Annotated in this window: 20 protein-coding genes and 1 pseudogene; 11 read left to right on the top strand and 10 right to left on the bottom strand. The window is 46.4% G+C overall.

The window, feature by feature from the left end; genetic code table 11:
• Nucleotides 1–43: 43 nt before the first annotated feature.
• The 8 genes and pseudogenes from L0M98_RS11945 to L0M98_RS11910 form a co-directional block, all read right to left on the bottom strand.
• Nucleotides 44–313, bottom strand: a pseudogene (locus tag L0M98_RS11945) (DUF4134 family protein); the annotation flags it as partial.
• A gap of 54 nt (nucleotides 314–367) precedes the next feature.
• Nucleotides 368–694, bottom strand: coding sequence for a DUF4134 domain-containing protein (locus tag L0M98_RS11940; RefSeq protein ID WP_005679963.1), 327 nt, complete (start codon nucleotides 692–694; stop codon nucleotides 368–370).
• Between the two features lies 1 nt (nucleotide 695).
• On the bottom strand, nucleotides 696–1,139 hold the full coding sequence (locus L0M98_RS11935) for a hypothetical protein (protein WP_004320438.1): 444 nt from the start codon (nucleotides 1,137–1,139) through the stop codon (nucleotides 696–698).
• Nucleotides 1,140–1,382: 243 nt separating this feature from the next.
• Nucleotides 1,383–2,270 (bottom strand): toprim domain-containing protein, encoded by an 888-nt coding sequence (locus L0M98_RS11930; protein ID WP_004320436.1) that lies wholly within the window; start codon nucleotides 2,268–2,270, stop codon nucleotides 1,383–1,385.
• A gap of 102 nt (nucleotides 2,271–2,372) precedes the next feature.
• The gene (locus L0M98_RS11925) at nucleotides 2,373–3,473 is read right to left on the bottom strand and encodes an AAA family ATPase (protein WP_007487638.1); all 1,101 of its coding nucleotides are present in this window, start codon (nucleotides 3,471–3,473) and stop codon (nucleotides 2,373–2,375) included.
• Nucleotides 3,451–3,825 carry a helix-turn-helix domain-containing protein gene (locus L0M98_RS11920; RefSeq protein ID WP_008645392.1) on the bottom strand — a complete coding sequence of 125 codons (375 nt, stop codon included), beginning with the start codon at nucleotides 3,823–3,825 and terminating at the stop codon, nucleotides 3,451–3,453. Before L0M98_RS11920 ends, L0M98_RS11925 begins: the two co-directional genes overlap by 23 nt.
• Before the next feature lie 200 nt (nucleotides 3,826–4,025).
• Nucleotides 4,026–4,730, bottom strand: coding sequence for a hypothetical protein (locus tag L0M98_RS11915; protein ID WP_005679961.1), 705 nt, complete (start codon nucleotides 4,728–4,730; stop codon nucleotides 4,026–4,028).
• A gap of 199 nt (nucleotides 4,731–4,929) precedes the next feature.
• Complete coding sequence (locus L0M98_RS11910; protein ID WP_004320429.1) at nucleotides 4,930–6,075, bottom strand: site-specific integrase; 1,146 nt, start codon at nucleotides 6,073–6,075, stop codon at nucleotides 4,930–4,932.
• A gap of 383 nt (nucleotides 6,076–6,458) precedes the next feature.
• Here L0M98_RS11910 and L0M98_RS11905 point away from each other — a divergent pair, with 383 nt between their 5' ends.
• The 4 genes from L0M98_RS11905 (at nucleotide 6,459) to L0M98_RS11890 (ending at nucleotide 8,025) form a co-directional block, all read left to right on the top strand.
• A complete protein-coding gene (locus L0M98_RS11905) occupies nucleotides 6,459–6,875 on the top strand; it encodes a hypothetical protein (protein WP_100263590.1) in 417 nt (138 codons plus the stop codon).
• A gap of 213 nt (nucleotides 6,876–7,088) precedes the next feature.
• Nucleotides 7,089–7,418, top strand: a complete 330-nt coding sequence (locus L0M98_RS11900) for a helix-turn-helix domain-containing protein (protein ID WP_008766699.1) — start codon at nucleotides 7,089–7,091, stop codon at nucleotides 7,416–7,418.
• Nucleotides 7,419–7,423: 5 nt separating this feature from the next.
• Nucleotides 7,424–7,717 (top strand): helix-turn-helix domain-containing protein, encoded by a 294-nt coding sequence (locus L0M98_RS11895; protein WP_008766700.1) that lies wholly within the window; start codon nucleotides 7,424–7,426, stop codon nucleotides 7,715–7,717.
• Nucleotides 7,714–8,025 carry a helix-turn-helix domain-containing protein gene (locus L0M98_RS11890; RefSeq protein ID WP_100263571.1) on the top strand — a complete coding sequence of 104 codons (312 nt, stop codon included), beginning with the start codon at nucleotides 7,714–7,716 and terminating at the stop codon, nucleotides 8,023–8,025. The genes L0M98_RS11895 and L0M98_RS11890 overlap by 4 nt, the downstream gene beginning before the upstream one ends.
• Before the next feature lie 59 nt (nucleotides 8,026–8,084).
• Here the strand turns inward: L0M98_RS11890 and L0M98_RS11885 are convergent, their stop codons facing one another.
• Nucleotides 8,085–9,392 carry a site-specific integrase gene (locus L0M98_RS11885; protein ID WP_100263570.1) on the bottom strand — a complete coding sequence of 436 codons (1,308 nt, stop codon included), beginning with the start codon at nucleotides 9,390–9,392 and terminating at the stop codon, nucleotides 8,085–8,087.
• Nucleotides 9,393–9,414: 22 nt separating this feature from the next.
• The gene (locus L0M98_RS11880; RefSeq protein WP_065539540.1) at nucleotides 9,415–10,638 is read right to left on the bottom strand and encodes a site-specific integrase; all 1,224 of its coding nucleotides are present in this window, start codon (nucleotides 10,636–10,638) and stop codon (nucleotides 9,415–9,417) included.
• Nucleotides 10,639–11,081: 443 nt separating this feature from the next.
• On the opposite strand from L0M98_RS11880, the gene L0M98_RS11875 reads away from it, so the two are divergent.
• From L0M98_RS11875 to feoB, 7 genes are all read left to right on the top strand, one after another.
• Nucleotides 11,082–11,621, top strand: a complete 540-nt coding sequence (locus L0M98_RS11875) for an RNA polymerase sigma-70 factor (protein WP_227216071.1) — start codon at nucleotides 11,082–11,084, stop codon at nucleotides 11,619–11,621.
• 120 nt (nucleotides 11,622–11,741) lie between these two features.
• The gene (locus tag L0M98_RS11870) at nucleotides 11,742–12,923 is read left to right on the top strand and encodes a FecR family protein (protein ID WP_227216070.1); all 1,182 of its coding nucleotides are present in this window, start codon (nucleotides 11,742–11,744) and stop codon (nucleotides 12,921–12,923) included.
• Between the two features lie 170 nt (nucleotides 12,924–13,093).
• A complete protein-coding gene (locus L0M98_RS11865) occupies nucleotides 13,094–16,723 on the top strand; it encodes a SusC/RagA family TonB-linked outer membrane protein (protein ID WP_227216069.1) in 3,630 nt (1,209 codons plus the stop codon).
• A gap of 10 nt (nucleotides 16,724–16,733) precedes the next feature.
• Nucleotides 16,734–18,338 carry a RagB/SusD family nutrient uptake outer membrane protein gene (locus L0M98_RS11860; RefSeq protein WP_227216067.1) on the top strand — a complete coding sequence of 535 codons (1,605 nt, stop codon included), beginning with the start codon at nucleotides 16,734–16,736 and terminating at the stop codon, nucleotides 18,336–18,338.
• Nucleotides 18,339–18,357: 19 nt separating this feature from the next.
• Nucleotides 18,358–19,302 carry a hypothetical protein gene (locus L0M98_RS11855; RefSeq protein ID WP_227216065.1) on the top strand — a complete coding sequence of 315 codons (945 nt, stop codon included), beginning with the start codon at nucleotides 18,358–18,360 and terminating at the stop codon, nucleotides 19,300–19,302.
• A gap of 83 nt (nucleotides 19,303–19,385) precedes the next feature.
• Nucleotides 19,386–22,034, top strand: coding sequence for a zinc-dependent metalloprotease (locus tag L0M98_RS11850; protein ID WP_227216063.1), 2,649 nt, complete (start codon nucleotides 19,386–19,388; stop codon nucleotides 22,032–22,034).
• 151 nt (nucleotides 22,035–22,185) lie between these two features.
• On the top strand, nucleotides 22,186–24,663 hold the full coding sequence (gene feoB, locus L0M98_RS11845) for a ferrous iron transport protein B (RefSeq protein ID WP_227216061.1): 2,478 nt from the start codon (nucleotides 22,186–22,188) through the stop codon (nucleotides 24,661–24,663).
• The last annotated feature ends 17 nt before the right edge of the window (nucleotides 24,664–24,680 follow it).

Here is a 24,680-nt window from a genome sequence, read left to right as displayed (position 1 = left end):
CCTCTTGCTAAAGAGGAATTTATCATGCAACCATTACGGACGCACTCATGGCGATATATACCGAGATTGCACCCACGATGGCCACAACGCCGGCAATGGCGTAGCACAATTTCACCATAATAGGCACATACTTGGCAATCTCCTCCGCGACAGTGGATAATGCGCTCGTACCGGCGGAATAGTCGCCTGCGGAGTTCTGCGCTTTCGCCACCATGCCGGACAGCAGCATGAAGGAGAACATCATTACTTTGGTAGGGATTCCGTTGACGAATCCGAATGCCTTGCGGCACAGTTGTTTGGTTTTCTGAAACATACGTTTACTTTTTTAGTGAATACTTTATTTGTCTGCGACCTGATACAAGTAAGGTTATATGCGGTAGCCGAAGAAAACCGGGAAAACATAGAATGCCCCGATCAGGAACAGGCACGCACCTACAAGCGTCATTATCGACTTGGTGATGCCGTCCTCGCCCGTGTTCATCTTGATGTATATCTGACAGACGGACACGATGACGTAAACTCCGGCGATAGCGCAACAGATATACTGGACATAGAGCATCATCGTCACCACGAAGTCGTGCATCGTGGCCAACGCATCCGCTCCCCAGCTATAGTTCACGCTGCCGCTTTTGGCAAAAGTCGTGTAGGGGAACGGGAGGCACAGCGCACATAGAATCTTTTTAGCTTTCGACATCTCACAACCGGTCTTGAATTGGGTTCCACTTTATTTCCGGTCGGTTGTCTAACCGTCCCTTGGAAATCATAGCCTTGTACATCTCCTCCGACGTGCGTGCGTCCGACAGGTAAGGCGTGGTCTCTTCCATCTGTTCCTCCGCCTCGGCCTTCAGCCGTTCCAGTTTCTCCTGCGCCGTTCCCGGTTTGTCCTTGACATCCTCAAGGGATGTTTCGGAAGAGGTAGCCGTACTTTCCGTCTCGTAGTTCTCGCTACCGATACTGAAGCCGGTCTCGCTTTCCGTGACAGCCACACTCTCTTCCTCTTCCGGTGCGCCGAGGTCGAAAACTTCCTCGTTCGGTTTGTCCGTCCCCTTTTTCCCGTAGATGTCATGCGCTATGATGACGGCGTAGTAAATGATGTAGGCAACCGTCAGGACGATGGCAAAAATGAAATATGAGTTCATGTATTTAGTATGAATATTAAAATTTGTATTAGTATGATTTTGCAAAGAAACGCACGAAATATAAAACCATAAAATAATTGAGCATTAAACATCTATTTCGTTAATGAGATTTATGTAATTTCCAAAAATCGAACTATTAAATCGTACTATATTGCAGTCTCTATGGAGGGAAATGGAGAAATCGGGGCATAAAAAAAGCTCTCGTGGTGGAGAGCTTTAGGTGGCAAAGGAGAACACTGAATATCAGCGTTTCTTTCCGCGCAGGTAATCGTTCAGGTCTTTGTATTCCGCATAGTGGCAGGATTCATCGCTGACACGTCCATCATACATCCCGGCAATGGTCTCTGTGGTTCTCTGCCCGGCAAGGTCATTGTCGAGATAACAGTGGATGACCGAATATTCCTGTAAACGTGCCAGCGTCTTTTTCAAGTTGTTTACCGAGTTCATCACGAGGTAGTCGCATGGCATGGCAAGACAGACCGTTCGGTCGCCTGCCAGTTTCAGTGTCATATAGGAAAGGAAATCCATGAAGCCCTCGAAAACACAGACATTTTCCTGTGTCTCTTCTGTCAGATGTCTTATCAATGAGATGTCCTTGTTGTTCAGGCATCCCTTGTAATAGGCGTTGCGCACCTCGTAACCACCGGAGGTATTGCCGAATGCGAGAGCGAAATAATGACGGCCTCGCAGTTCATAATGCACCTCCTTGCAATACATACGGCCGATGTCCGCGTCGATAAGCCGGGATTGGAGGTAAGAGAACAGGGCGTGATGGCGGAGTGGAATCACGATCACGTCTTTCATTTCAGCCTCCACCGGTCGGGGTGGAGCGGTCGGCATACGGGTTCTCGGTAGTGATGCGCCATTCACAAGCCTCTCGATATACGCCAGTGCCTCGCTCACGCAGTCCGTCCGGCAAATGTATTTTGCCAGTTCCACCAGGTCGCCGCCGGTCGCCTCGCCGAAATCGTACCATTCATTGATTCGGTCATTCACCTTGAACGACGGGGTACGCTCGTTCCGTAACGGTGAGAAGTACCAGTATTGTTCCGATTTTATATGCTGTGCATGGTGGCCGAGCTGTGCCAGAAAATCCACGATGCGTACTTGTTTTGCTTCTGCTATGGTCATCTATTTTTCTTTCACTTGATTTCAAAAAAAGGTTTAGTTTAGTTTTTCCCCTATATATATAAATACTAAAGTAAACTAAATGATATAAGCCCGCGCACGACTTCATTCTTCATCAAAAAGCATGGCCTCGGTAGGCGTCATGTCGTAATAGAACAACTTGTCCCGTTTGATGATGAGCTTGAGGTTGTCTATCAGGTATTGCATCAGTTTTATCATGACACTCCGGCCGCGTTTGAACCCGATTGCCTCGTAGGAGACCATCAGGCTCTGCAGCAGGTTGTCGAATCCCCGGATGGGCTTTTCCCCGAATGCGGCAGAGAGAGCTTCGCGGTGCTGTTCGATGCTCAGTTCCGTAAACCCCGTTCTTGCCTTGGGCTTCGGGGGCTCGCCAAACGAGTGTACTTCCGCAATGACGGGCAGTCCTGTTTCATTGATGGTAAATGCAAACGGCTTGAACTCTTTTTCCCGGATATGGAGCGCATGGACTTCGCTGATGCCGGGATTCTCGTTACTCTTGCTGATGACCAGCACGGTCTCCGCCTTGTTGCTCATCTCCGTTCCGATATGTCCGCGCACGTTGTTGTCCCCTTTGTTCAAATGAAGCACACAGTGGATGTGCAGGTCGTATCTCGAAGACCATTCCATCATCCGGTTGATGACTTCCACCGATTCACCGGCATTATTGATGTCGAGCATCAGGTCGCGAATGCCGTCGATGATGACCAGTCCGTAGCCTTTCTGTTGGCGCAGCGCATAGTCGATGACCTCGATACGCACCGACGGCGAATATTCACGCAGGCAGAAAAAATCGAGATTCTCCGGATCGGTCGTCGTGGGCAACCCGGCCAGCCGCAATATACGCTCCAATACCGAGCGGCAATGGAAACGGCTCTGTTCCGTATCGACGTACAGAATACGCTGTTTGCCTTCGGGCAGATGTGCACGGTAGTTCAATACTTGTTTCCCCGCCAATGATGCGGCGACAAGCGCAGAGACGTTGAACGTCTTTTTCGATTTCGCCTTGCCAGTCGATGCACTGAAATTGCCGAGCGTGGCAATCGTTGAGTTATCTATCCAGATGATTTGCGGAGGGGTCTCATAAATGTCCGTCGCCTTGATTTGCGAGGCATGGAGGATGTCCGACAGGCGGTGTTCATCCATCCCCATGCTGGTTGTGCGGTCAATCCTTCTTTCGTTTTCCATAGCGTCTCTTGTTAAGGAACGGTTCTGTGGCGGCGGCTTCCGTCACCCTGCGCACTGCCTCGTTCATGGTAGGTTCATAATTCTGCAACAGCCATTCGTCCAATTCCTCCTTGGCGAAATAAACCATTTTACCGCGCGGTTTGTAGTGCGGTATCTCCTTGCTCGATGTGAGCTTGTACAGCATACTTTCAGAAACCCCGATATACATGCAGGCTTCCTGAAATGTGAAAACTCTCTTGGTCGTGAAGATGGTATTTTCCAGCAGCGTAATACGCTCCAAGAGACTTTCGACCGGTTCCAATTTCTTCAGTACCGATTCGATGGCGGCGAGCCGTCCGCTCATCCGCTCCATGAATGTCATTCTATTCGGCATAATAACACAGTTTGATTTTTGACAATGGAGATGAAACCTCCGTTATGCAGCGCGCTAACGGAGGTCAAAGGTATGTCCTGTAAACGAAGATGCCGTGATTTGGGGAATGATACTATGCACGTGTCATTGTAACTCTCATGCTTTTACCTTTCACATACTTCGCTTCTTGTCACTTTCTGTCATTCTTTCAGCCGATCAATGACCTTTCGGATGCTGTATGCGACCGATGTCATGTTGTTCTTGATGGATGACAGCGCGGAAGACAGGGTTGACACCGAAACGGAGCGTGTCCCGTCCTTGGACTGCAGGAATGCGCCCTTGCCGAGAACATTCTGCCACCGAGATTGGATGAACGAGTTTTCAAGAAGCGCATCGAACAGGATTACCACACGGCGGATATTGTTCACGCGGATGGAAAAGCCCTTCTTGCAGGCGAAGAGAGCCTCCATGTCTTCAATGCGTACAGAAACACAGAACAGATGATAAGTATTGGCGCAAGCCACTATACTTTTCATCTGTTCCGGGGTAAAATTACAACCAAAAGAAAGAGAGAGAGCCGCAGGTCGGTTGATACGGGGCGGACCAAGCGGAGACAACGATTCCGAGGTGTCATACATCCGTTTCAACTTCATGCACTCATTAAACGTGAAATCCGGTGCGGCAAAGCAGGGCTGGACGGAACTGGCGCACTCGGTCAGCAGCCCCTTGACAATGTGGATGTTCATTTCGTGGCAGTTCCGGCAGGCCGCATGGTCACAGTCTATGTACCGGTGTCCGTTTACGAAATCGTCCACATAGCGGTGGTACTGTTTACCACCCAACACAACATCGTGGAGATAAACTGTTTTTGCTTCGGTAAGCAGGGCGAAAAGTTCATTCGCCACATCCTTGTCCGCAGCGAAGTGCTGCAGGTGTTGGCTCCCTCCAAAAAGAGAGAAGGCCGTCTTCAGGTCTTTTCATGTCGATTTACCTTTTTGAGTTTATAATATGTGATGGAAGCATTAACTTCGGTTGCATTTACAACCGGAGAAATGCCGTAAATATATGTTTGTAAATTAGACATGGACCACAGAATGCCTTCAATTAGTGAAACAAACCGTTTACAAGATTCACAGCCTCGTCCTTTTTCTTATTGATAATCTTGGCATACACCTGTGTCATTTTCACATCGGCATGGCCGAGCAGCTTCGAGACAGTATATAAGTCCGCTCCGAGCGTCAGCATCATGGTGGCAAACGTATGGCGACTGGTGTGGTAGGAGAACCGCTTGGAGATTCCGGCTGCTTTCGCCCAAGGTTTGAGCTGCATTCTGATTGTATTGGCGGACGGCAGGTCGAACACATTATCTTCTGATGATTTGCCCCCACGTTCCGGCATCCACTTCAACGCTTCAGGAGAGAGGGGCAGGTAAATAGGCTCTTTGGTCTTTTTCATGGACACGGCCAAACGGTACTGTCCCCTGTCAACGAACACGTCATTCCATTTCAGCTTGATTATATCGCTGATGCGTAATCCGCAAAAGCAGGAGAACAGATATGCGCATTTTACAATCTCGTATTCCTCGTGGGGCATAGGAGTGTCAATCAACGCCTGTACCTCTTCGATGGTCATGTACGACCGCATACTCTCCGGCTTGCGGATTTTCTCCGACTTCTCAAGTTCGTTGAAAGGGTTGGCCTTCATCTTTTTCTTCCTGACGGCAGAGTTCAACGCACCGTTCAACGCACGGTAATAATTGTGAAGCGTGTAGTTCGATATGTCCTTGCCTTTCGGATGATATTCCGTCAGCAGATAAGTGATGTAGCCACGACAAAAGTCCCCGTCAATCTGATCCAGTGTGACCATTTCTCCGGCATAGTCTTTCAGTATGCGCATGGCAATCTTGATTTGACTGCCATCTTTCTTACCGGCACTCTCTTGAGCCTCCATATAAACCTGCATCCAATCCAGCAGGAAAGTCTTGTCCTTACGGAATACAATCCCGGCCTCATTACTGGTCAGTTCGATAATACGCTTCGACTTGATGGCATTGGCGGCGTCCATTGTCGTCTGATTCTGCCTGCGGGAGTTGCTATCCGTTTCCGGGATAATATACATCTTGAGGTATTCATATGTCCGCTTTCCGTCGCGGTATATATCCAGATACAGGCTCTTGCTGCCATTGCTCAGCGACTTCATCCGAAGACGAATTGGCTCTTTGACTTTTGTATGATTCTTAACTCGTGCCATAGGGATTCCTTTCTCATTTTTTCTACTGCAAATATACGAATAAGTATCGAATTTGAGAAACAAATGAGAAACAAAATTGCACCAAACAAGAGCCAATCTACTGAAAGTACTGAAAACAACCGAAAATAAAAATAAGATTATAAAACTTTGATTTACAGGATATTTGTTATCAATTTATTGGATGTTGTTTTCATTCTATACATATAATGCGTAAATCTGGAAAATTAACATTGGAAGGAACTATTGCGTGATTGCTTATGCTATGCCTTGGTATAGCGTGCATTCACCTATTCCTTTCAAGGGCATTCCAGAGCCTCCATTAGAGATAGCGTGTATTGCACGCTTCTTTTTTACGTCTTCCGGTTGAAAAAACAATGGAAGCTATGGCAAGGATTCAAGTTGTGACGGCAATAACATTGGACGGTTTCCTTCCGGAACCGGCCGGAGCACTTGTGTCCTGGGTAAGAAACGACAGGCGGGGTTTCCCCTTTTGGCGTGAACGCTGCTCGGCCCTTATATTGCCCCATTCCATCCTTGATTTGCTTTGCGAGAAAGACAACAGGGACGATTCATTCACTTACCTTGCTGAAATCATAGAACAGGAATCGGTGGAGCTGCTTCGCGGGCTTTTCCTCTATGATCTTGTTGATGAACTTGTGGTTTACCAGCTGCCGTTTTCTGCCGGACAAGGGATTTCCGTGTTGAATACATTCCGACCACAACATTGGGAACTGCATAAAACCACTTCTTTTTCCAACGGCATCTGCCGTCTGATCTACCGCAAATCTTGCAAGATGTAACTTGCATTTTGCGAAAAAACTTGCATTTTGCAAGAACATTTTCATCTCCACTTTTATACTAAAAAATTTTATTCCGCTGTATTTCAATGGAATGCCAATGTCATTCAGTGAAATACATGGTCATTGGTACGCCATTAGCCCTATATGTAGTATAACCTGTTGCGCGACAAGGTGTAAGCAAAACTATTATTTACACTAAAGACAGAATGCATTATGCTACAGATAAACAGCGAAAGTGTCCAAATAATGCTCATGCAAATCATGGAACGGTTTGATAGGATCGACCGTACCCTGGAGCGGATGAACAAGTTGAAAGAGTGTCTGGAAGGCGACACACTTCTGGATAACTATGACCTTTGCCAATTGCTCGGCATCACCAAACGCACGCTGGCACGTTACCGCCAGAAGAAGTATGTCACCTATTACATGATTGACGGACGGACTTACTACAAGGCCTCCGAAGTGGAAGCGTTCCTCAACCAAAAAGGGAAGGTGTTGCCCCCGAAACTGAAAAACCGGATGGATGTTCAACTCAAAAAATGACTGGTATGGAAATAGTATGTATCGACAAACAGACGTTCGATGAACTTCGGGTACGTTTCGGCAAACTGGAGGAAAAGGTAATGGGTATGTGCCGTCCGGTGGAAGACCTCGGCTTAAAAAAGTGGCTTGACAACCAGGAGGTGTGCGAGATATTGCGCATATCCAAAAAGACGCTTCAGGTGTACCGTGACAAGGGTATCCTGCCTTACTCACGCATCAAGCACAAGATTTTCTTCAAAACCGAAGACGTACACAAACTATTGGAATCGAATTACTACCACTTAAAACGAGAACTATGAGCTATCATTTTTTAGAACGGAAAGACCCGCGTGTCGATGTCCTGTTTCAGGGACTTGACAATATGGAGCGGTTAATCGCAGCGATGGAGGACACCCCTAAATCCGTATTCCACGGCGAACGTTTCCTGACGGACGAGGAACTATCCAAAATTCTGAGGGTCAGCAGACGGACATTGCAGGATTACCGCACACTTGGTGTTGTCCCTTACTATCTGGTACAGGGCAAGGCTCTCTACAAGGAATCGGACATCCTTAAAATATTGGAAGATTCCTACAAGCGGTGCAAGGAAGATATGCGGTGGGTGTGACATGACAAAACGGAGAAACGGCCCGTTCATAGGGACATGCGTTTCTCCGTTCTTGATTTTCAGATAGCGCGGGGTGTCCTTTTTCTGCCTTTCCGAGCGATGAAATCCTCCTCGCAAAGTTCAGTCGTGCCGCTGAAACCGCTTGCTTTCAAAGCCTTCATGTCCTCGTCCACTTTCTTGTCCGTCACCTGCGCGTAAAGTTGCGTTGTAGAAATCGACATGTGTCCCATCATGCGGCTAACCGTCTCTATCGGGACTCCGAGTGAGAGTGTGACATGGGTTCCGAAATTATGCCGGGCCTGGTGGAAGGTCAAATCGAAACCGTACACCTTTCCCAGTTCCCGCGTCAGCAGGATAAAATAGCCGCGGCGGTAAACATTGAACACATTATCCCCTTGTCGCTGGTTCCGGTATTTTTCAATGATTCGTAAGGGAATATCCAACAGGCGGACGGATGAAAGCGTGTCTGTCTTTTGACGGCGTATGTGAATCCACCATGCGCCGTCTTCGGACTGTGTGATGTCACTTGTCTTCAACCTTTTCAAGTCCGCGTAAGCCAGTCCGGTAAAGGTCGAAAACAGGAACATGTCCCTCACGAATTGCAGTTGAGGTTTCTCCACGGGAGTCTCCATAAGTTTCTTGAGGTCTTCCAGCTTCATGTGGCGGCTCTTCCGTCGTGGCAACGCAGGGTGGAGACGGCAGTACGGGTCACGGCGGAGCGTTCCCTGGCTGACTGCCAGTTTGGTCATCTTTTTCAGGCGGTACAGATGCTCATGCACGGTCTTGGGCATCATATGGCAGTTCTTGCAAAGGAACAGTTCAAAATCATCATAGAAATTCTTGTCGAGGCTACGCAGCGTGACATCTTCCACGCCTTTCTTATCCTTGATGAAAGCGGAAAGGTGCTTGTACGATCTCAAGTAAGAATCAAGCGTTTCCTTGATGCGGTCCAATCCGACCCGCTTGCTGAAATCCTCGTTATGTTCCCTGAACAGGGCCAGCAAGGTAAGCGGTTTCTGGCCGACACCCATGACAGCGTTCTTTACCAGTTCTGCTGTAATGAAGCCGAGATTATGTTTGATTGTGTTGTAATGTCCGGTAATCTCTTCCGTCAATTCATCTATGGCACGGTTCACCGTCACGGCATTCGCACTGCGTCCGTTGGCACGGCCTTTTTCCGGATTCCAGATGTCGGGATTGACGGATACCTTCGTGCCAATCTGTTCCCATTCGGCATCAATGCTCACCTTGCACAATAACTGGCACGTTCCGTCCTTGCGCATTTTGGTACGGTTGATATAAAACAATATCGCGAACGTGCTGCGATGCTTGATGGTATTGTCTGTATGTTCTGATTTCTTTTTCATGTCGTTGGCTTTTTATCGTTTGTCAAATAACCACGGAGAAATGTTCCGCTATCCTCTCATTCAGCACACGGGTGTCGGCATTTATCTTGTCATCAGTCACTTTGGCGTAGATTTGGGTCGTCTCAATCCGGGCGTGTCCCAACATCTTGCTGACCGTTTCAAGTGGAACCCCATGTCCGAGCGTGATTTCGGTCGCATAGGTATGGCGACCGGCATGAAAAACCAGCGGACAGTCTATGTCACAGAGTTTTGCGATACGTTTTAAGTTAAGGTTCATCGTGCTGTTGGAATACATGGGTAGCAGTTTCCCGTCCGGCGCTGTGTCCCTGTATTTCTCCATGATATGTAACGGCAGGTCTAGCAGGGGGATTTCAAACTCGACTCCGGTTTTCCGGCGCGAGCTTCTGATCCACCATGTGCCGTCATCGGCAAGTGACAGATGCTCTTTCGACAGAAGCCGCATATCACTGTACGGGATGCCGGTGTAGCATGAGAAGAGGAACAAATCCCGTGTGAGATAAAGGTTCGGTCTGTGAAGAGGCATGGTCATAAGCCGTTGCAGTTCCTCGGATGTGAGATACCTCCGTTTCTGTTTCGGGCGTACGGGTTCATAGCCGGTAAACGGGTAGGTGGTGATGATGCCGTCCGCTACGGCTTCACCAACGATGATTTTCAACTGCACGGTCAGGTTGATAATCGTTCCCGGAGAGAGGCGACAATCCGTCCGAAGGTGCGAATCGTAATCCAGTATGAAGGAGAGGGTCAATGCCGAAAACGGGATATCCGACAAGTTGTACTTTTCCCGCATGAACCTTTCCACATGGTTGTAGGCGTTCCGATAGCTTCTCAAACTGCCTTCGGTCCGGTTTACACCCACGCGCTTCGCGAAGTTCTCAATAAACGTGCGGAAGTAGCTCAATAACGTTGTCTGTTCACCGGCCATACCCAGCAGCAGACTTTTGACATCATCCGCAGTCACACTGTCACGAACAGCTGACAGTTCAGCATAGATTCCCAATGCCATCGCACGGATTTCATCCAGCCGGTTGTTGATTTCCTTCGCCTTCACACTTTTGCCTGAAGTACGCCCCGAACTCCATATTGCCTGCGGCACACGGAGTTTCACGCTGAAAGCCGCTTCAGAATACTTGCCGATGTTCAGCCTTGCCATTACAGGACACATACCATCGGCATCCGCCTCGCTCTTTTTGAGGTAGAACGACACCTTTACATTCGCTTGTTCCATAACCTTTTACTTTGTTTGCAAAATTACCGGATATCGAGCAAATGAACGGCATGACGAATATAGCGGAATATGGAAAGAAGCTCCATGCGTAACATCCAGAACCTATATTTTCTCCCTTTAGCGAAAAAAGTATTAACTTTGTACTCGCAAAATATGAGTGAAACAGCGTTCTTTACGGTGATGTCAGAGGATAATACAAAGACCTTTTTCCAATATTGTTTTCGACCTTGAACAGGCAACGGATAAGTAGCAATTTATTTTCCTAACTCCTCCAAAACGGGGCAAAACCATATAATGGACGAATATAGGTAAAACCTACATATCTCCCTTTTATTCCAATAGTTTGCATTATTCCTGCGAAATCCATCCGTATGTGAGCGAGTTTGTATTATCTTTGTTGTCGAGTTAATATGTGGATATTGTCGGGTAATCAAATAAATTGAATGAGCATGTTAGATGTGAAACGACCGGAGGTATTTGAGGAGATATTCCATGAATATTATGCTTCGTTATGTTATTTCGCAAACAAGTTCGTGCAAGACGAGGATGCGGCTAAAGATATCGTGCAGGAAGTGTTTGTTCATTTCTGGGAGTCTAAGGGGCGTTTCGAGAACCGGGTGGCATTGAAATCTTTTTTATACAGTTGTGTACAAAACGGGGCATTGAACTATTTAAATAAGTTGCGTACCCGCGATAAAGTCGGGAAGCAATTGGAATTGCCCGTTACGGATCCGGATGATATATTTTGTTTTGAAGTGGAAGCGGATGTTTTCGAGGAGATTTTTGTTGCCATAGAAGAATTGCCCGATGAATGCAGACGTGTTTTTAAAATGAGTTATATTGAATTTTTGGATATAAAGACTATCTGCGAGCGATTAAGCGTGGCGGAATCGACCGTGAAGACCCAGCGGCAGCGGGCAAAAAAATACTTGAAAGAACGTTTGCAACACCTTCGTCCTCTGGTGGAGTTTATTTTTTTCTAAAGAAATTTTCTTTTCTTGTCATCCTTTTTCATGTTCGTTTGTTTTATATTCGAAACATCGGATACGTTACGTGTTTTTCACGGCGGATGTGATTGTTTGATGTATAAAATGGAGAAAACAATGAAAGTAATGAAAAATAAGTTGGCCGGACGTGACCGGGGAAAAATTGTCCGTTCATTGCTGGGGTATTTTGTAAAAGAAGAAAATGCCGGGCAACGGGAAGTCTTGGAGGAGTGGTTGAGTAGCGGGGAGAAAAATAAGGCTTTGTTCGACCGATTGAATGACAAGGGATATGTTCAGAAAGGAATGAAGGAGTTTCAAGGATACGATTCACGGGAAGGGTGGGAAAAAGTAAAAGGCAAGATTAGTGCCCGACACCGGAGATTACTTTCGAGGTGGAGTTACGCGGCATCTGTTATTATTTTACTTGGAGTCGGGATAGCCGTTTGGAACGTGTTCCCGGGAGAGGGAAACGAGTCTTTGGTAATACATGCCGCGTTGCAGGAAGATATAGCTCCCGGATGTTCGCGGGCTGTACTGGTACTGGAATCGGGCGAAACGATATTTCTGGGACAGGGGCAGGATTCGTTGACTCGGGGTGTCGTGGGTGAAAATTTCATGAATGACGGGGAACGATTGGTGTATTCTGATGCGGTAGAAGAAAAGGCAAAGATTCACACGTTACAAGTCCCGCGGGGAGGGGAATACACGCTGTGTTTGTCGGACGGTACCATGATCACGTTGAATGCCAACTCTAAAATACAATATCCGGATCGTTTTTCCGGCGGGGAACGTTGGGTGGAGCTTGAGGGGGAGGCTTATTTTGAAGTGGCCAAAGACAGCAAACATCCGTTCGTCGTGAGGTCACTGGGAACTGAAGTCCGGGTGTTGGGAACCTCCTTTAACATGAAGTCATACCGGGACGAGGTGCAGCAGACCACGTTGGTCGAAGGGGCTGTGGAGGTGACGGGTGAGCGGCAAAAAGTGAGGCTTGTACCGGGAGAACAAGTTGTCCGGGAAGGGAACAATCTCCGGGTGAGAGAGGTGAATACGGCTTCCTACACGGCATGGACGAAGCAGCGTCTGGTATTTGATAATGAGCCGTTGGATGTGGTAATGAAGATGTTACAGCGTTGGTATGATGTCGAGATACGTATCGAGGATGCATCGTTGAAAGAGATGCGTTTTACTGCCGATTTGCCAAGGTACGAGCATATTAAAAAGATATTGGATTTGTTGGAGATGACAACAAGCGTGAAATTCGAGTTAAATGAAAATGTTTTGAGAGTGAAGAAAGAATGATATAAAACAGCAGGGAAATGTTACTAGCATTCCCCTGCGGTATCAAGTAACGTCATATTACTAGTATGACATTATTCATTAATTATAATATTTAGTGCAAATCTATGGAAAAAAAACGAGATTATGACATCGGGAGGGTATCTTATGTCATAAAAAAAATGATTAGGGTTATGAAACTTTTTGGTCTTTTGTTATGTTTGTCGTTATCTTCGGTTGCGGCCAATTCATTGGGACAGGTTCGCTTGAGCTTGGAAATGAAGGATGTTGCCTTGGAAGAGGTATTTAACGAGATTGTACGTTTGACGGATTACAAATTCATTTATAGTAATAATGAATTTGAGTCTGTCGGGAAAATAAGCGTGAGCGTGAAGGATAAGGATTTAGAGGAGGTTATCCGGATATGTTTGGCTGGTACGAAGTTGGGTTTCCGTATTGAGGATAAATTGGTGTTGATTTCTCCTAAGTTATTCGTGGAGGATAAAAAGGAGAGTAAAAAACCGGTTGTAGCCAAGGGGATAGTCGTGGATGGAGATAAATCGCCTCTTCCCGGTGTTACGGTGATATTAAAGGGGACAAAGACGGGGGTTGTTACGAATGTGGAGGGTGAATTTTCTATTCTGATACCGGATACCACGAACGCTGAGTTACTTTTTACTTTCGTGGGAATGGTTCCGGTGACGGTGAAGTATCAGGATCGTCCGAAAAAAGGCGTGTGGACAATCAAGATGGAAGAGGATCTGGTCGCCATGGATGAGGTAACCGTGGTAAGCACCGGGTATGGCGATGTAGACCGCCGCCGGTTAACCAGTGCGGTAACTTCTTTGAATATGGATGATATTATGGTACCCGGCTTTAGTTCCGTGGATCAGATGTTGGAAGGGCGTATACCGGGTATGATTTTTATGCAAAATTCCGGACAGGTGGGAGCGGCACCGCGGGTACGTATCCGGGGAAACTCGACGGTGATCGGTAATCAGGAACCCTTGTGGGTAGTGGATGGTATCGTGCAGAGCGATCCGGTGAACGTGAATCCGGCACAGTTGAATGACTTGGATTTCGTGAACTTGCTGGGGAATGCCATTGCCGGATTGAACCCGGAAGATATTGAACGGATAGACGTGTTGAAAGATGCGGCAGCCACGGCTATTTACGGGACTCGGGCAGCCAACGGGGTGATTGTGATCACGACGAAAAAAGGAAAAATCGGTAAGCCGACAGTTTCTTACGCTTTCACGGGGACTTTTTCCCGTCGTCCTTATTACTCGGACAAAACGGTGAATTTGATGAACTCGAAGGAGCGCGTGGAGGCTTCCCGGGAGTTGTTCGAGCGTCAGATCGGTTATGATAACGTGACAAACTTTGTAGGCTACGAAAAAGCTTATTTGGATTATCAAGCCGGTTTAATCGATTTTACCGAGTTTAATCGCTTGACGGATTATTACGAGACGTTGAACACGGATTGGTTTGACGTGTTGTTACAAAATTCGTTCTCGCACAAGCACACGCTGAGTTTGAGCGGGGGAAGCGAGAATATCCGTTATTACGCGTCCGTGGGGTATAATGACCAACAGGGTGTGATCAGGAAGGAGAAGAATGATCAATTCACGGTGAATATGAAATTGAACGGGACGTACGATAAATTGCAGTTCCAGTTTAACATGAATTTCAATAATTCGAAAAAGCATTACACGCCGAGTGTAGATGGGGTTAGCGTGACACAATATGCTTACCAGACGAATCGGGCTTTGCCGGCTTATAATCCCGACGGCTCACGTGCTTTCTACCAGTTTAGCGAGGTGAAACAATATAACGACGTGTTATTCAATATGGAGAACGAGATGGACAAGACTTATCAGGATATTGAGAGTAATGCGGTTAATTTGACGGGAATGGTGAAATACACGTTCTGGAACGTGTTGACAGTGGAGGGGACGGCTTCTTGTTCTTCTAGCGTGACGAACCAAGATGAGATATACGAGGAGGGATCGTATTATGTCGCTAAATTGAGAAATGGTGGAGAGGCAGCTCAGAACGAGTGTCCCGTGGGAGGCGAGTGGAATAATACGCTCACGCGTCAAAATTCGTGGTTGGCTCGTTTGCAGTTAAATTACTCCCAGCAATTTGGGAACTTGCATTTCTTGACAGGTTCTTTGGGAGGGGAGCTTTCATCCAAGAAGTATAACACGACCAAGATGACTCAGCGGGGATATTATCCTGACCGGGGATTGAGTTTCGGAACATTGGAAGACGAAGATTTGGTAAATAATGATTATTATAAATCATATACCGCTTACCGAAAATGGTTGGCGAAGAATGTTCCCTCGTTGTCGCGGATGGAAACAAATTTGGGTTCATTGTACTTTTCTGCCAGTTACACGTATAATGATTTGTACACGATTAACTTCAATACCCGTATGGATATTTCGAATCAGTTCGGTAGCCGCAGTCGGGAGAAATTGTTGCCTATATGGTCTGTATCCGGACGTTGGAATATTGCCCGCCAGTTTTGGCCGGAAAACGGGAACGTGAACGAGTTGGCGTTGAAATTGTCTTACGGTCATCAGGGAAACATGATTGACGGGCAAACTTCTAAGATGATTATCAATAAGGGATCGACTGATTCGTATTTGGGAGGATTTGTTTCCACGGTGAATGCTTTCCCGAATCCGGATTTGAAATGGGAAACCACGGCGTCGTATAATGCGGAATTGGTATTCTCGTTATTGAAAAACAAAATTTCGGGTTCCGTGGGCTATTTTTACAAGAAAACGACGGATGCTTTCTTGACGAAGACAATTTCCGGTATCAATGGTCGCGAGAGTTACACGGTGAACGAGGGAAGTTTGGAAAATCAAGGTGTGGAGGTGACGTTGAGTTTCACGCCGATTAATCAAGCGTTGACTGCTGACGGGAAACGCGGTTTCGTGTGGCGTTTTGACCCGCAAATCGGGCAAGTGGTGAATAATCTGGTGAATAAGGCGATTAATAACCAGAATAATATTTTGCGAGATGACGTGACTTACAATGATTTCCTTAACGGTAACGTGGAAGTGGCAGGCGAACCGTTGGAAACCTTCTTCTCGTATCGTTTCAAAGGGTTGAGTCCCGTGGATGGTAGTCCCATGTATTATGGCATGGAAGCTGAGAATGCTGATGAATTGACTCTCAAATATAATGGAATGAATAATGAAGATGTTATTTTGGCGGTGATGGAACCGAGCGGTACCCGGGTGCCGGTATTGCAGGGAGGATTCTCTAACTATTTGGGATACCGTCAATTCAGTTTGTCATTTAATTTCACGTATAGTTTGGGTAATAAAATCCGGATGTTGAAATTGAGCGAGGACTTTAATGTGCGCCCTTATCCGCAGAAGAATATGCGTCGGGAATTCGTGAACCGTTGGCGTCGTCCGGGTGACGAACAGAAAACGAATATTCCGGGATTGGTGGCAAGTGATAGAATTAATACTCCGTGGTGGGGTGATAGATGGGATACAGAGTTCGAGTTTGCGGGTAGCGGTGATACGTTCTATTCCATGTACGATTATTCGGATATCCGTGTCGTGAAAGGGGATTACTTGAAATTACAATCGTTGTCGTTGCGTTACAACGTGGAGGGTAAAATTTGCAAGAAATTAGGTATGAAGTCTGCTTACGTTAGTTTGTCGGGAACGAACCTCTTTACTTGGCAGAGTAAAAAAGCAAAAGGTATGGACGTATCGTCGCAATCGGGAAGTTCATCGACAATTAATTTGTCCGTGCGTCCAACCTATTCTTTGTCTTTAAACGTAACTTTCTAATTCGGGAATTATGAATACATTGAGAATATTAGTTTTTGCAATTGTTTTCGGGGGCACGCTGGGTGCTTGCTCTGATTTTTTCGAGGAAGAGTCCCAAAATCAAGCTTATGTGGCGCATGTAGAGGATCTGGATGAATTGCTGAAAGGAGAAGCGTATATAAATGAAGAGGGTTTTTCCCAAAGTATGTATTATGCGGGTAGCACTAATAGAGTTATGAGTCAGACAAACCGCTATTTTCCATGGGTTCACGTGTTGGATGATGATGTGACGGAATTTGCAGAGGGATATTATGGAACGAGAGATAATTGGATACGTGCGAATGCAGCTTCGGCTTACGGTTGGCAATCAAATCCTTTCACCAATAAGAATGGGGTGGTGTATGCCGCTGACGATTGGGATAAGTCGTATAAACGTATAGCCGTGTTGAATTCGGTGCTTTACACGATTGGTGATTTCCGGAAGGGTGAACAAGATACTTTAGCAAACCGGGTGGAGGGAGAAGCAGCATTTTTGCGGGCTTACTATTACTATTGGTTAGTGAATATTTATGCGCAACCCTATTCCGTTGAAACTGCCGGAACGGAACCGGGAGTGCCTTTAAAGATCTCGGAAGTGGTGGAAGATAAGTATTTTTCCCGGAATTCGGTGAAGGAAGTCTACGAGCAGATACGTGCGGATTTGCGTCGCAGTATCGCTGCCTTTAAAAATACTCAAGAATCCATTCGCCCGAACAAGGCGAATTACACAGCCGCTTGTATCTTGATGAGCCGGGTGAGTCTTTACATGGAGGAGTATGAGGATGCTATCGCTTATGCCGATTCGGCTATTACCCGTGGCAAACACTCGATTTTAGATGTTAACGGTTTGAAACCGGGTGATAGCTTCACGTACGAAAGATCGCCGGAAACGGTCTTTACCATGGGCGGGTATATCATGAATCAGATTCATCAACCCGATAGCTTGAGTAGCTGGGGACCTAAAAACTCGATTGTTTCTGCTTATAAATCATCGGATGAATTGTTGCGGTGTTATGGCACAAATGATTTACGGCGGAGTATTTTCTTCAAGAGTGCACATTGGATGAAAACGGCATACCATTGTTGGAAAAATCGGGAAATGACGGGAAGGATCGGTGATTACATGTTGTTCCGTATTCCAGAGGCTTACTTGAACAAAGCAGAGGCTCAGGCAATTTTGGGCGACGAGGCGGGTGCTAAGCAGACCTTAAACGTGTTGCGGGAGAAACGCTTCGTGATAGGAGAAATGCCGTCAATCGAGAGCGAAATGGTTGCTAGTGGGGAGAATCTGGTGAATTTCGTCCGGAGCGAACGTCGCCGGGAGCTTTGCTATGAGGGACATAGGTGGTTCGATTTGCGCCGTTATGCGGTGAACACGAAATACCCATTCACGAAAACCATCCGTCACGAGGTGCGGGAATGGCAAGGAGCCGCTTCTGCCGCAGGATATTACACGACGGTAGGTTATTACGAAATCGACACACAAAAGGATAAGGTGGTGTTTGCTTTCCCGTTGCCACAGGATGAGATTATTTTTAACAAAGGCGAACTGGTGCAGAATGCAGCCCGTCCGAAAAGGGAAATGATACGGTATTAATCAATAAAACGTTGGTATAATGAAAAAATGGTATTATATAGGAATGTTTTTTATGTTTCTTGCGGCTTGGGCATGTGATCAAGAAGATGATTTGACCCCTTCCGGGCACGAGAAAGAGTGGATGATTATTAAAGATTCGGACGATCCGTTAGATAAATTGCGTTACGAGATCTTCCGGGATTACGGGGTGCCCACGTATTATAACGATACGATCGGGAGCGAGGAACGGGTGGATATGTCGGGAAACATGTACACGTATTACGAATGCTTGAAGATCTTTTATTATCCCGGAGGGGCGACTTCCACGAATTATTCTGAAAATCATATTATTGATTACGTGGAGGAGGATGAGAGGGAAGCCACGTTAATACCGGTGTTGAATGAGTTTAGAGATCAGATATTCTCGCGATTCAAGGTGAATACCCGTTTGCCCGCTTTTTTCTTCGCGGATTCTATCGGGTTTACTAATGTTAGAGAGGAATATTTTAGGATAGAATCTTATTACGGGTATAACACGTTTGCCGTGAATCTAGATTCGTTGCCGTTCTTGGGAGTTGAGAAGTTTACACGTAAGACGTTAGAGAAGTATTTTAGCGGATTGTTGGCTTCTTCTGTTAATGCGAGTTGGAAAGAGGCGTTCTTGCAAGTGACTAGGGGATTGAAAGAGCGGTTTGAATATTCTACAGATATGGGGTGGGGCGCAATTTCACTTGCAGATGCTTTGGCGGGAACGAGTTTCACGAAGAAAGAGGAGTTAGGATTTATGGTTTCATTCCTAGATACGAATTACGGGAATGAATCGATTCCAACGGAAAGCATGGATATATCCTCTTATGTAGATGCGGTGTTGACTCGTACGGAAGCGGATTTTGCTGTGGAGTACGGGGAATATAAGTCGGTGATGGAAAAATTCCGAATGATGAGGAGCAAATTGGTCGAGTTGGGATATTTATTTACGAATTAATCATTAATGCAATAAAAACAGTATAAGCATGATGGATATCGTCATGCTTATACTTACAATGTAAATCACTAAAAATTAAAATCATGAGAAAAAGTATTGTATTGTTGTTGGTGGCATTATTTTTCATGCCACTTGGGGACACTTTGTATGCCGCTTCACGGAAGAAAAAGAAAGACAAGGACAAAACGGAGGAAGTAGCTCCGGAAAAGAAAGAAAGTAAATACGACAAGTTGTTGAAAAAGCCGGGAGTGAAAACTGTGAAAGGAGATTTTATCACTTTGCACCGTATCGGGAATAAAGTGTATTTCGAGTATCCGTTGAAATATATGGGACGCGAATTGCTGATTGCTTCCACGATTTCTGAAACGAGTAATCCGAATTTCTGCACGGTAGGATATAAACCTGCTGATCCTATGCACGTGAGATTCGATTTGCAAGACAGTACTATTTTCTTGCGTAAGGTGAATGCCATCGTGGAATATAATGAAAAGGAAGCGAATTTGAAGGAAGCGGTTGAAAAGAATTATATTGACCCTTATATGCAAAAGTACACGCTTGAAGCGTATAATGCAGATAGTTCTGCGATAGTTTTCGACGTGTCGTCTCTGTTTGTGGTGAATGTACCCGAGTTGACACCGGTTCCGAATATGTCTGCCGGAATGATCTCCATCAGTTCTTCTCCCAAGGCAGAATTGTTTTCTTTGGCCGGGATGAAGGCTTTTGAAGATAATGTTTCTATCGCCACGAACATGACTCATTCGGTGAGCGCTTCTCTTTTTATTTTTACAATCAACTTGGGTGAAATATCCAATAAGGTGACTCGTACCGTGTTATTGTTACCGGAAGACAAAGACCGGATGAAACCGAGAATTTCGGATTCCCGCGTAGGTATCTTCTTGACTGGGAAACAACGTATTTCTACCGAAGAGGATGGAATACAACAATACACGTTTGCCAATCGCTGGCGTTTGGAACCGAAAGACATGCGTGCGTGGGAACGGGGCGAACTGGTAGAGCCGGTGAAACCTATCGTGTGGTATGTTGACAATACTTTCCCGGAAGGGTGGAAAGAGCCGATCCGCAAGGGTATTTTGAGATGGAACCAAGCTTTCGAAAAGATCGGTTTTAAAAATGTCGTTCAAGTGCGCGATTTCCCGACAGCGGACGAAGATCCTGATTTCGACCCGGATAACTTGAAATATTCTTGTATTCGTTACTCCCCCGTGACAACTATGAATGCCATGGGACCATCTTGGGTAGACCCGAAAACGGGAGAGATTTTGAATGCTTCTGTGTTGATTTACAACGATGTGGTAAAATTGAATAATATGTGGCGTTTCACGCAGACGGCTCAAATTGATCCTCGCGTGCGTGCAAAAAAAATGCCGAAAGAGGTGATGGACGAGTCTTTGGAATATGTGGTGGCTCACGAGATTGGTCACACGTTGGGTATGATGCACAATATGTCTGCTTCCGCCGCTTTCCCCGTGGATTCATTGCGTAGTGCGTCGTTCACGCGGAAATACGGAACGACTCCTTCTATCATGGATTATGCTCGTTTCAACTATGTGGCTCAACCCGGGGACAAGGGATTGAAATTGACTCCTCCTATGCTCGGTTGCTACGACGAGTTTGCTATCAAATGGTTGTACTCTCCGATTGCCGGAAACTTGGATGTATTCGGTGAGGCTAAAGTAGTAGAGTCTTGGGTCGATGAGAAAGCCGGAGATCCGCTTTACCGTTACGGGAAACAACAAATCTACTCTCGTTACGATCCGAGTGCCATCGAAGAGGATCTGGGTGACGATCCGATGAAGGCCAGCGAGTATGGTATCAAGAACTTGAAATATATCATGGAACACTTGAACGAGTGGATCGATGATGACGCTTCTACCGCTCATCGCCAATTCCTGTATGAAGGTATTGTGACTCAATATTATCGTTATTTGGTGAACGTGTTGTATAACGTGGGTGGTATTTACTTGACGGAAGTGAAGGATGGTACTCCGGGAGAACGTTACCAAGCTGTGGATGCGAAGCGCCAGAGTGCTTCTTTGAAATGGGTTGTGAAACAATTGCTTGATAGCGAGTGGTTGGAGAATGAAGATGTGGTTTCTAAATTCGGTTTATCTGCTACCACGGCGAACAGCAAAGTGTACGCCGGATTGATGGCCAAATTATTGGAGGCAAACTTGAATGTACTCGTTTCCTCGCACGTTGCCGGGGGGGATTACACGCAAGCGAATTATTACAACGATTTGTACAACTCTATTTTTGCTAAAACGATTAGTGGTAAAAAATTGAACCGTTTGGATAAGGCTGTTCAACGTGGTGTTTTGCAGACATTTGTAAAACAGATGCAAACTTTGACGGGTGCTAAAAAATTGACGAACGTGGCAGCATTCACGCCTTCTATTGACGAGGTATTCGCCTATGGATTGGATGAGATCGGAATTCTTGCTGCTTTCAAAGACCAATTGCAAGCTGTTGAACAAGAGAATGGTTGCGGTACCGTGATGAATGAATTAAGATTGCACCAATTTGGCGACACTTATGGCTATGGATTCCAGAAAGTAGTTGACATGAAATTGTATGACGAATCTTTGGCTCATTACACGACGATGTACGTGAAATTATTGAACTTGATGAAATCCAAAGCGCTTACTGCGCACAAAGATGACCGTGCACACTACCAATCTATGGTGGTTGCTTTGGAATTGTTGAAAAAATAATATTTTCATACGATTATTTTATAGACATCAATGCAGAGGGAGCCGTGAGTGATCATGGCTCCTTTTTGTAGATAGATATTTTTCTGTGTTTATTTAGAAAAAATAAAAATAAAGTAATACCTTTGCTACGCGAAACCAGAAAGATGCAAATATGTTATTGTCAGAATTGAAGACCGGCGAGAGCGCCGTGATAACGAAAGTGAAAGGATACGGGGCTTTCCGTAAGCGTCTGAATGAAATGGGATTTATACGGGGTAAGGTAGTCAAAGCCGTGAAAAACGCTCCTTTGAATGATCCTATAGAATACTCGATCATGGGGTACGAGATATCCTTGCGGCGACAAGAAGCCGCGTTTATCGAGATTGTTTCACTGGAAGAAGCCAGCAATATCGTCGGGATTTCAGCATCCGCGAGAGATGCGGAGGAGGCCTTTGCCAAGCATTGGGAAGGGCGGGACAAGCATATTCATGTTGCCTTGGTCGGCAACCCGAACGCCGGGAAAACCACCCTGTTCAATTACATGAGCGGATCGCAGGAACATGTCGGGAATTACGGCGGGGTGACCGTGGACGCGAAGAAAGCGACTTTCCGTTTCAGCGGGTACGAGTTTAACGTGGTCGACCTGCCGGGTACTTACTCCATTTCAGCCTACTCGAACGAAGAAAAATACGTGCGGGAATATATCACGAATCACGCTCCCGACGTGGTCATCAACGTGGTGGATGCGTCCAATCTGGAACGCAACCTGTACCTGTCTACCCAGTTGATAGACATGGACGTGAAAGGCGTGATTGCCTTGAACATGTACGACGAACTGGAACGTTCCGGTGCAACATTCGATTACCGGAAAATGGGTAAGATGATCGGGATGCCTATGGTGCCGACGATTGGCTCGAAAGGAAAAGGAGTCAAGCAACTCTTGGAAGAGATTATCGAGGTGTACGAGGGAAGAAGCGAAACCGTACGGCATATTCATATTAATTACGGGCAGGAGATCGAGGACGGTATCGTTGCCATTCGTTCGGAATTGGCGGATGAGAAAGAATTGACCTGCAATATGTCGCCTCGTTTCATGGCACTGATGTTACTCGAGGGAGATAAGGAAATCACGCGTTTCGCGGAGAAGGATAAGCTGCGGGAAAAACTGATGAATACCGTTCAGGAGAATGTGTGTAAAATCGAATCCACGTTCGGGGAGAGCGTGGAAGCGGTGGTCACTGACACGAAGTACGGTTTCATCTCCGGGGCGCTGAAAGAAACTTACCGGGAAAGTCCCGTCAACCGGCGGCGTAAAACAGAATATATCGACGCTATCGTGACGCATAAATTATTCGGGTTCCCGATCTTCCTGTTATTCTTGTTCACGACCTTTTTTGCCACTTTCAGTCTGGGCAGTTATCCCATGGAGTGGATCGAAACGGGAGTTGCCGCCTTGAGTACATTCGTGGAAAACAATATGAGCGCGGGACCGTTGAAGGATTTGTTGGTAAGCGGGATTATCGGCGGTGTCGGTAGTGTGATCGTGTTTTTGCCGAACATCTTGATCCTGTTCCTGTTTATCTCGTTCATGGAAGACACGGGGTATATGGCGCGTGCGGCGTTTATCATGGATAAAATCATGCATAAACTCGGGCTTCACGGGAAGAGTTTTATCCCGATGATCATGGGATTCGGGTGTAACGTGCCGGCAATCATGTCCACGCGTATGCTGGAGAATCGCAGTGACCGGATATTGACGATACTGATCAATCCTTTCATGTCTTGTAGTGCCCGTCTTCCGGTATATATACTGTTAGTCGGGGCTTTCTTCAAGGAGTATGCGGCATTGGTGTTGTTCGGTATCTACTTGATAGGTATTTTAGCGGCAATCGTGATGGCGAAATTATTCAAACGGGTACTTTTCCACAAACAGGAAGTGCCTTTCGTGATGGAGTTGCCGCCTTACCGTATGCCTACATTACGTACCACGATTCGCCACATGTGGAGTAAAGGCGAGCAATACCTGAAAAAGATGGGAGGTATCATCATGCTTGCTTCCATCGTGATTTGGGCTCTCGGTTATTTCCCCGTGGACAAGGAATTGGCGGCGGAATACGACAAGCAGAAGGCGGAAGTCGCGGCAGCGTACGAGGTGGAAATAGCCTCGGGAACCGGTAACGCCGAGATGTTGAAGGCAGAGCGGGAAGCCAAGCTGGAAAGTTTGCACCGGGAAGAAGTGATCAAACGTCAGGAAAGTTCGTATATCAGTCGTATCGGTCGGGCGATGGAACCCATCTGGGCGCCTCTCGGTTTCGAGTGGAAAGCCGGGGTGAGCTTGTTGACGGGTGTTGCTGCCAAGGAAATCGTGGTGAGCACGATGGCTGTGCTCTATCAAGGCGAGGATATCGACGAGGACGATGAGGCGGCAAGTTCGGCACTGGTGACGCGGCTGAAAGAACATGGTTTTACGCCCGTTATCGCTATCGTGTTTATTGTTTTCGTGTTACTCTATTCTCCCTGTTTCGCGGCATTGATCGCGATAGGGAAAGAGATCGGGGCAAAATGGGCGTTCTTCGTCATGGGATACACGACCGTGCTGGCATGGGTTGTTTGTTTCGTGTTGAAACAGGTATTGGACTTGTTGATATAAATCAATGAGTCAATCTA

The sequence above is a fragment of the Butyricimonas sp. DFI.6.44 genome (assembly GCF_022132345.1).
Lineage (GTDB): Bacteria > Bacteroidota > Bacteroidia > Bacteroidales > Marinifilaceae > Butyricimonas > Butyricimonas muris.
Note: the sequence above shows the minus strand (reverse complement) of the source record. Positions and strands in the feature narration are given on the sequence as shown.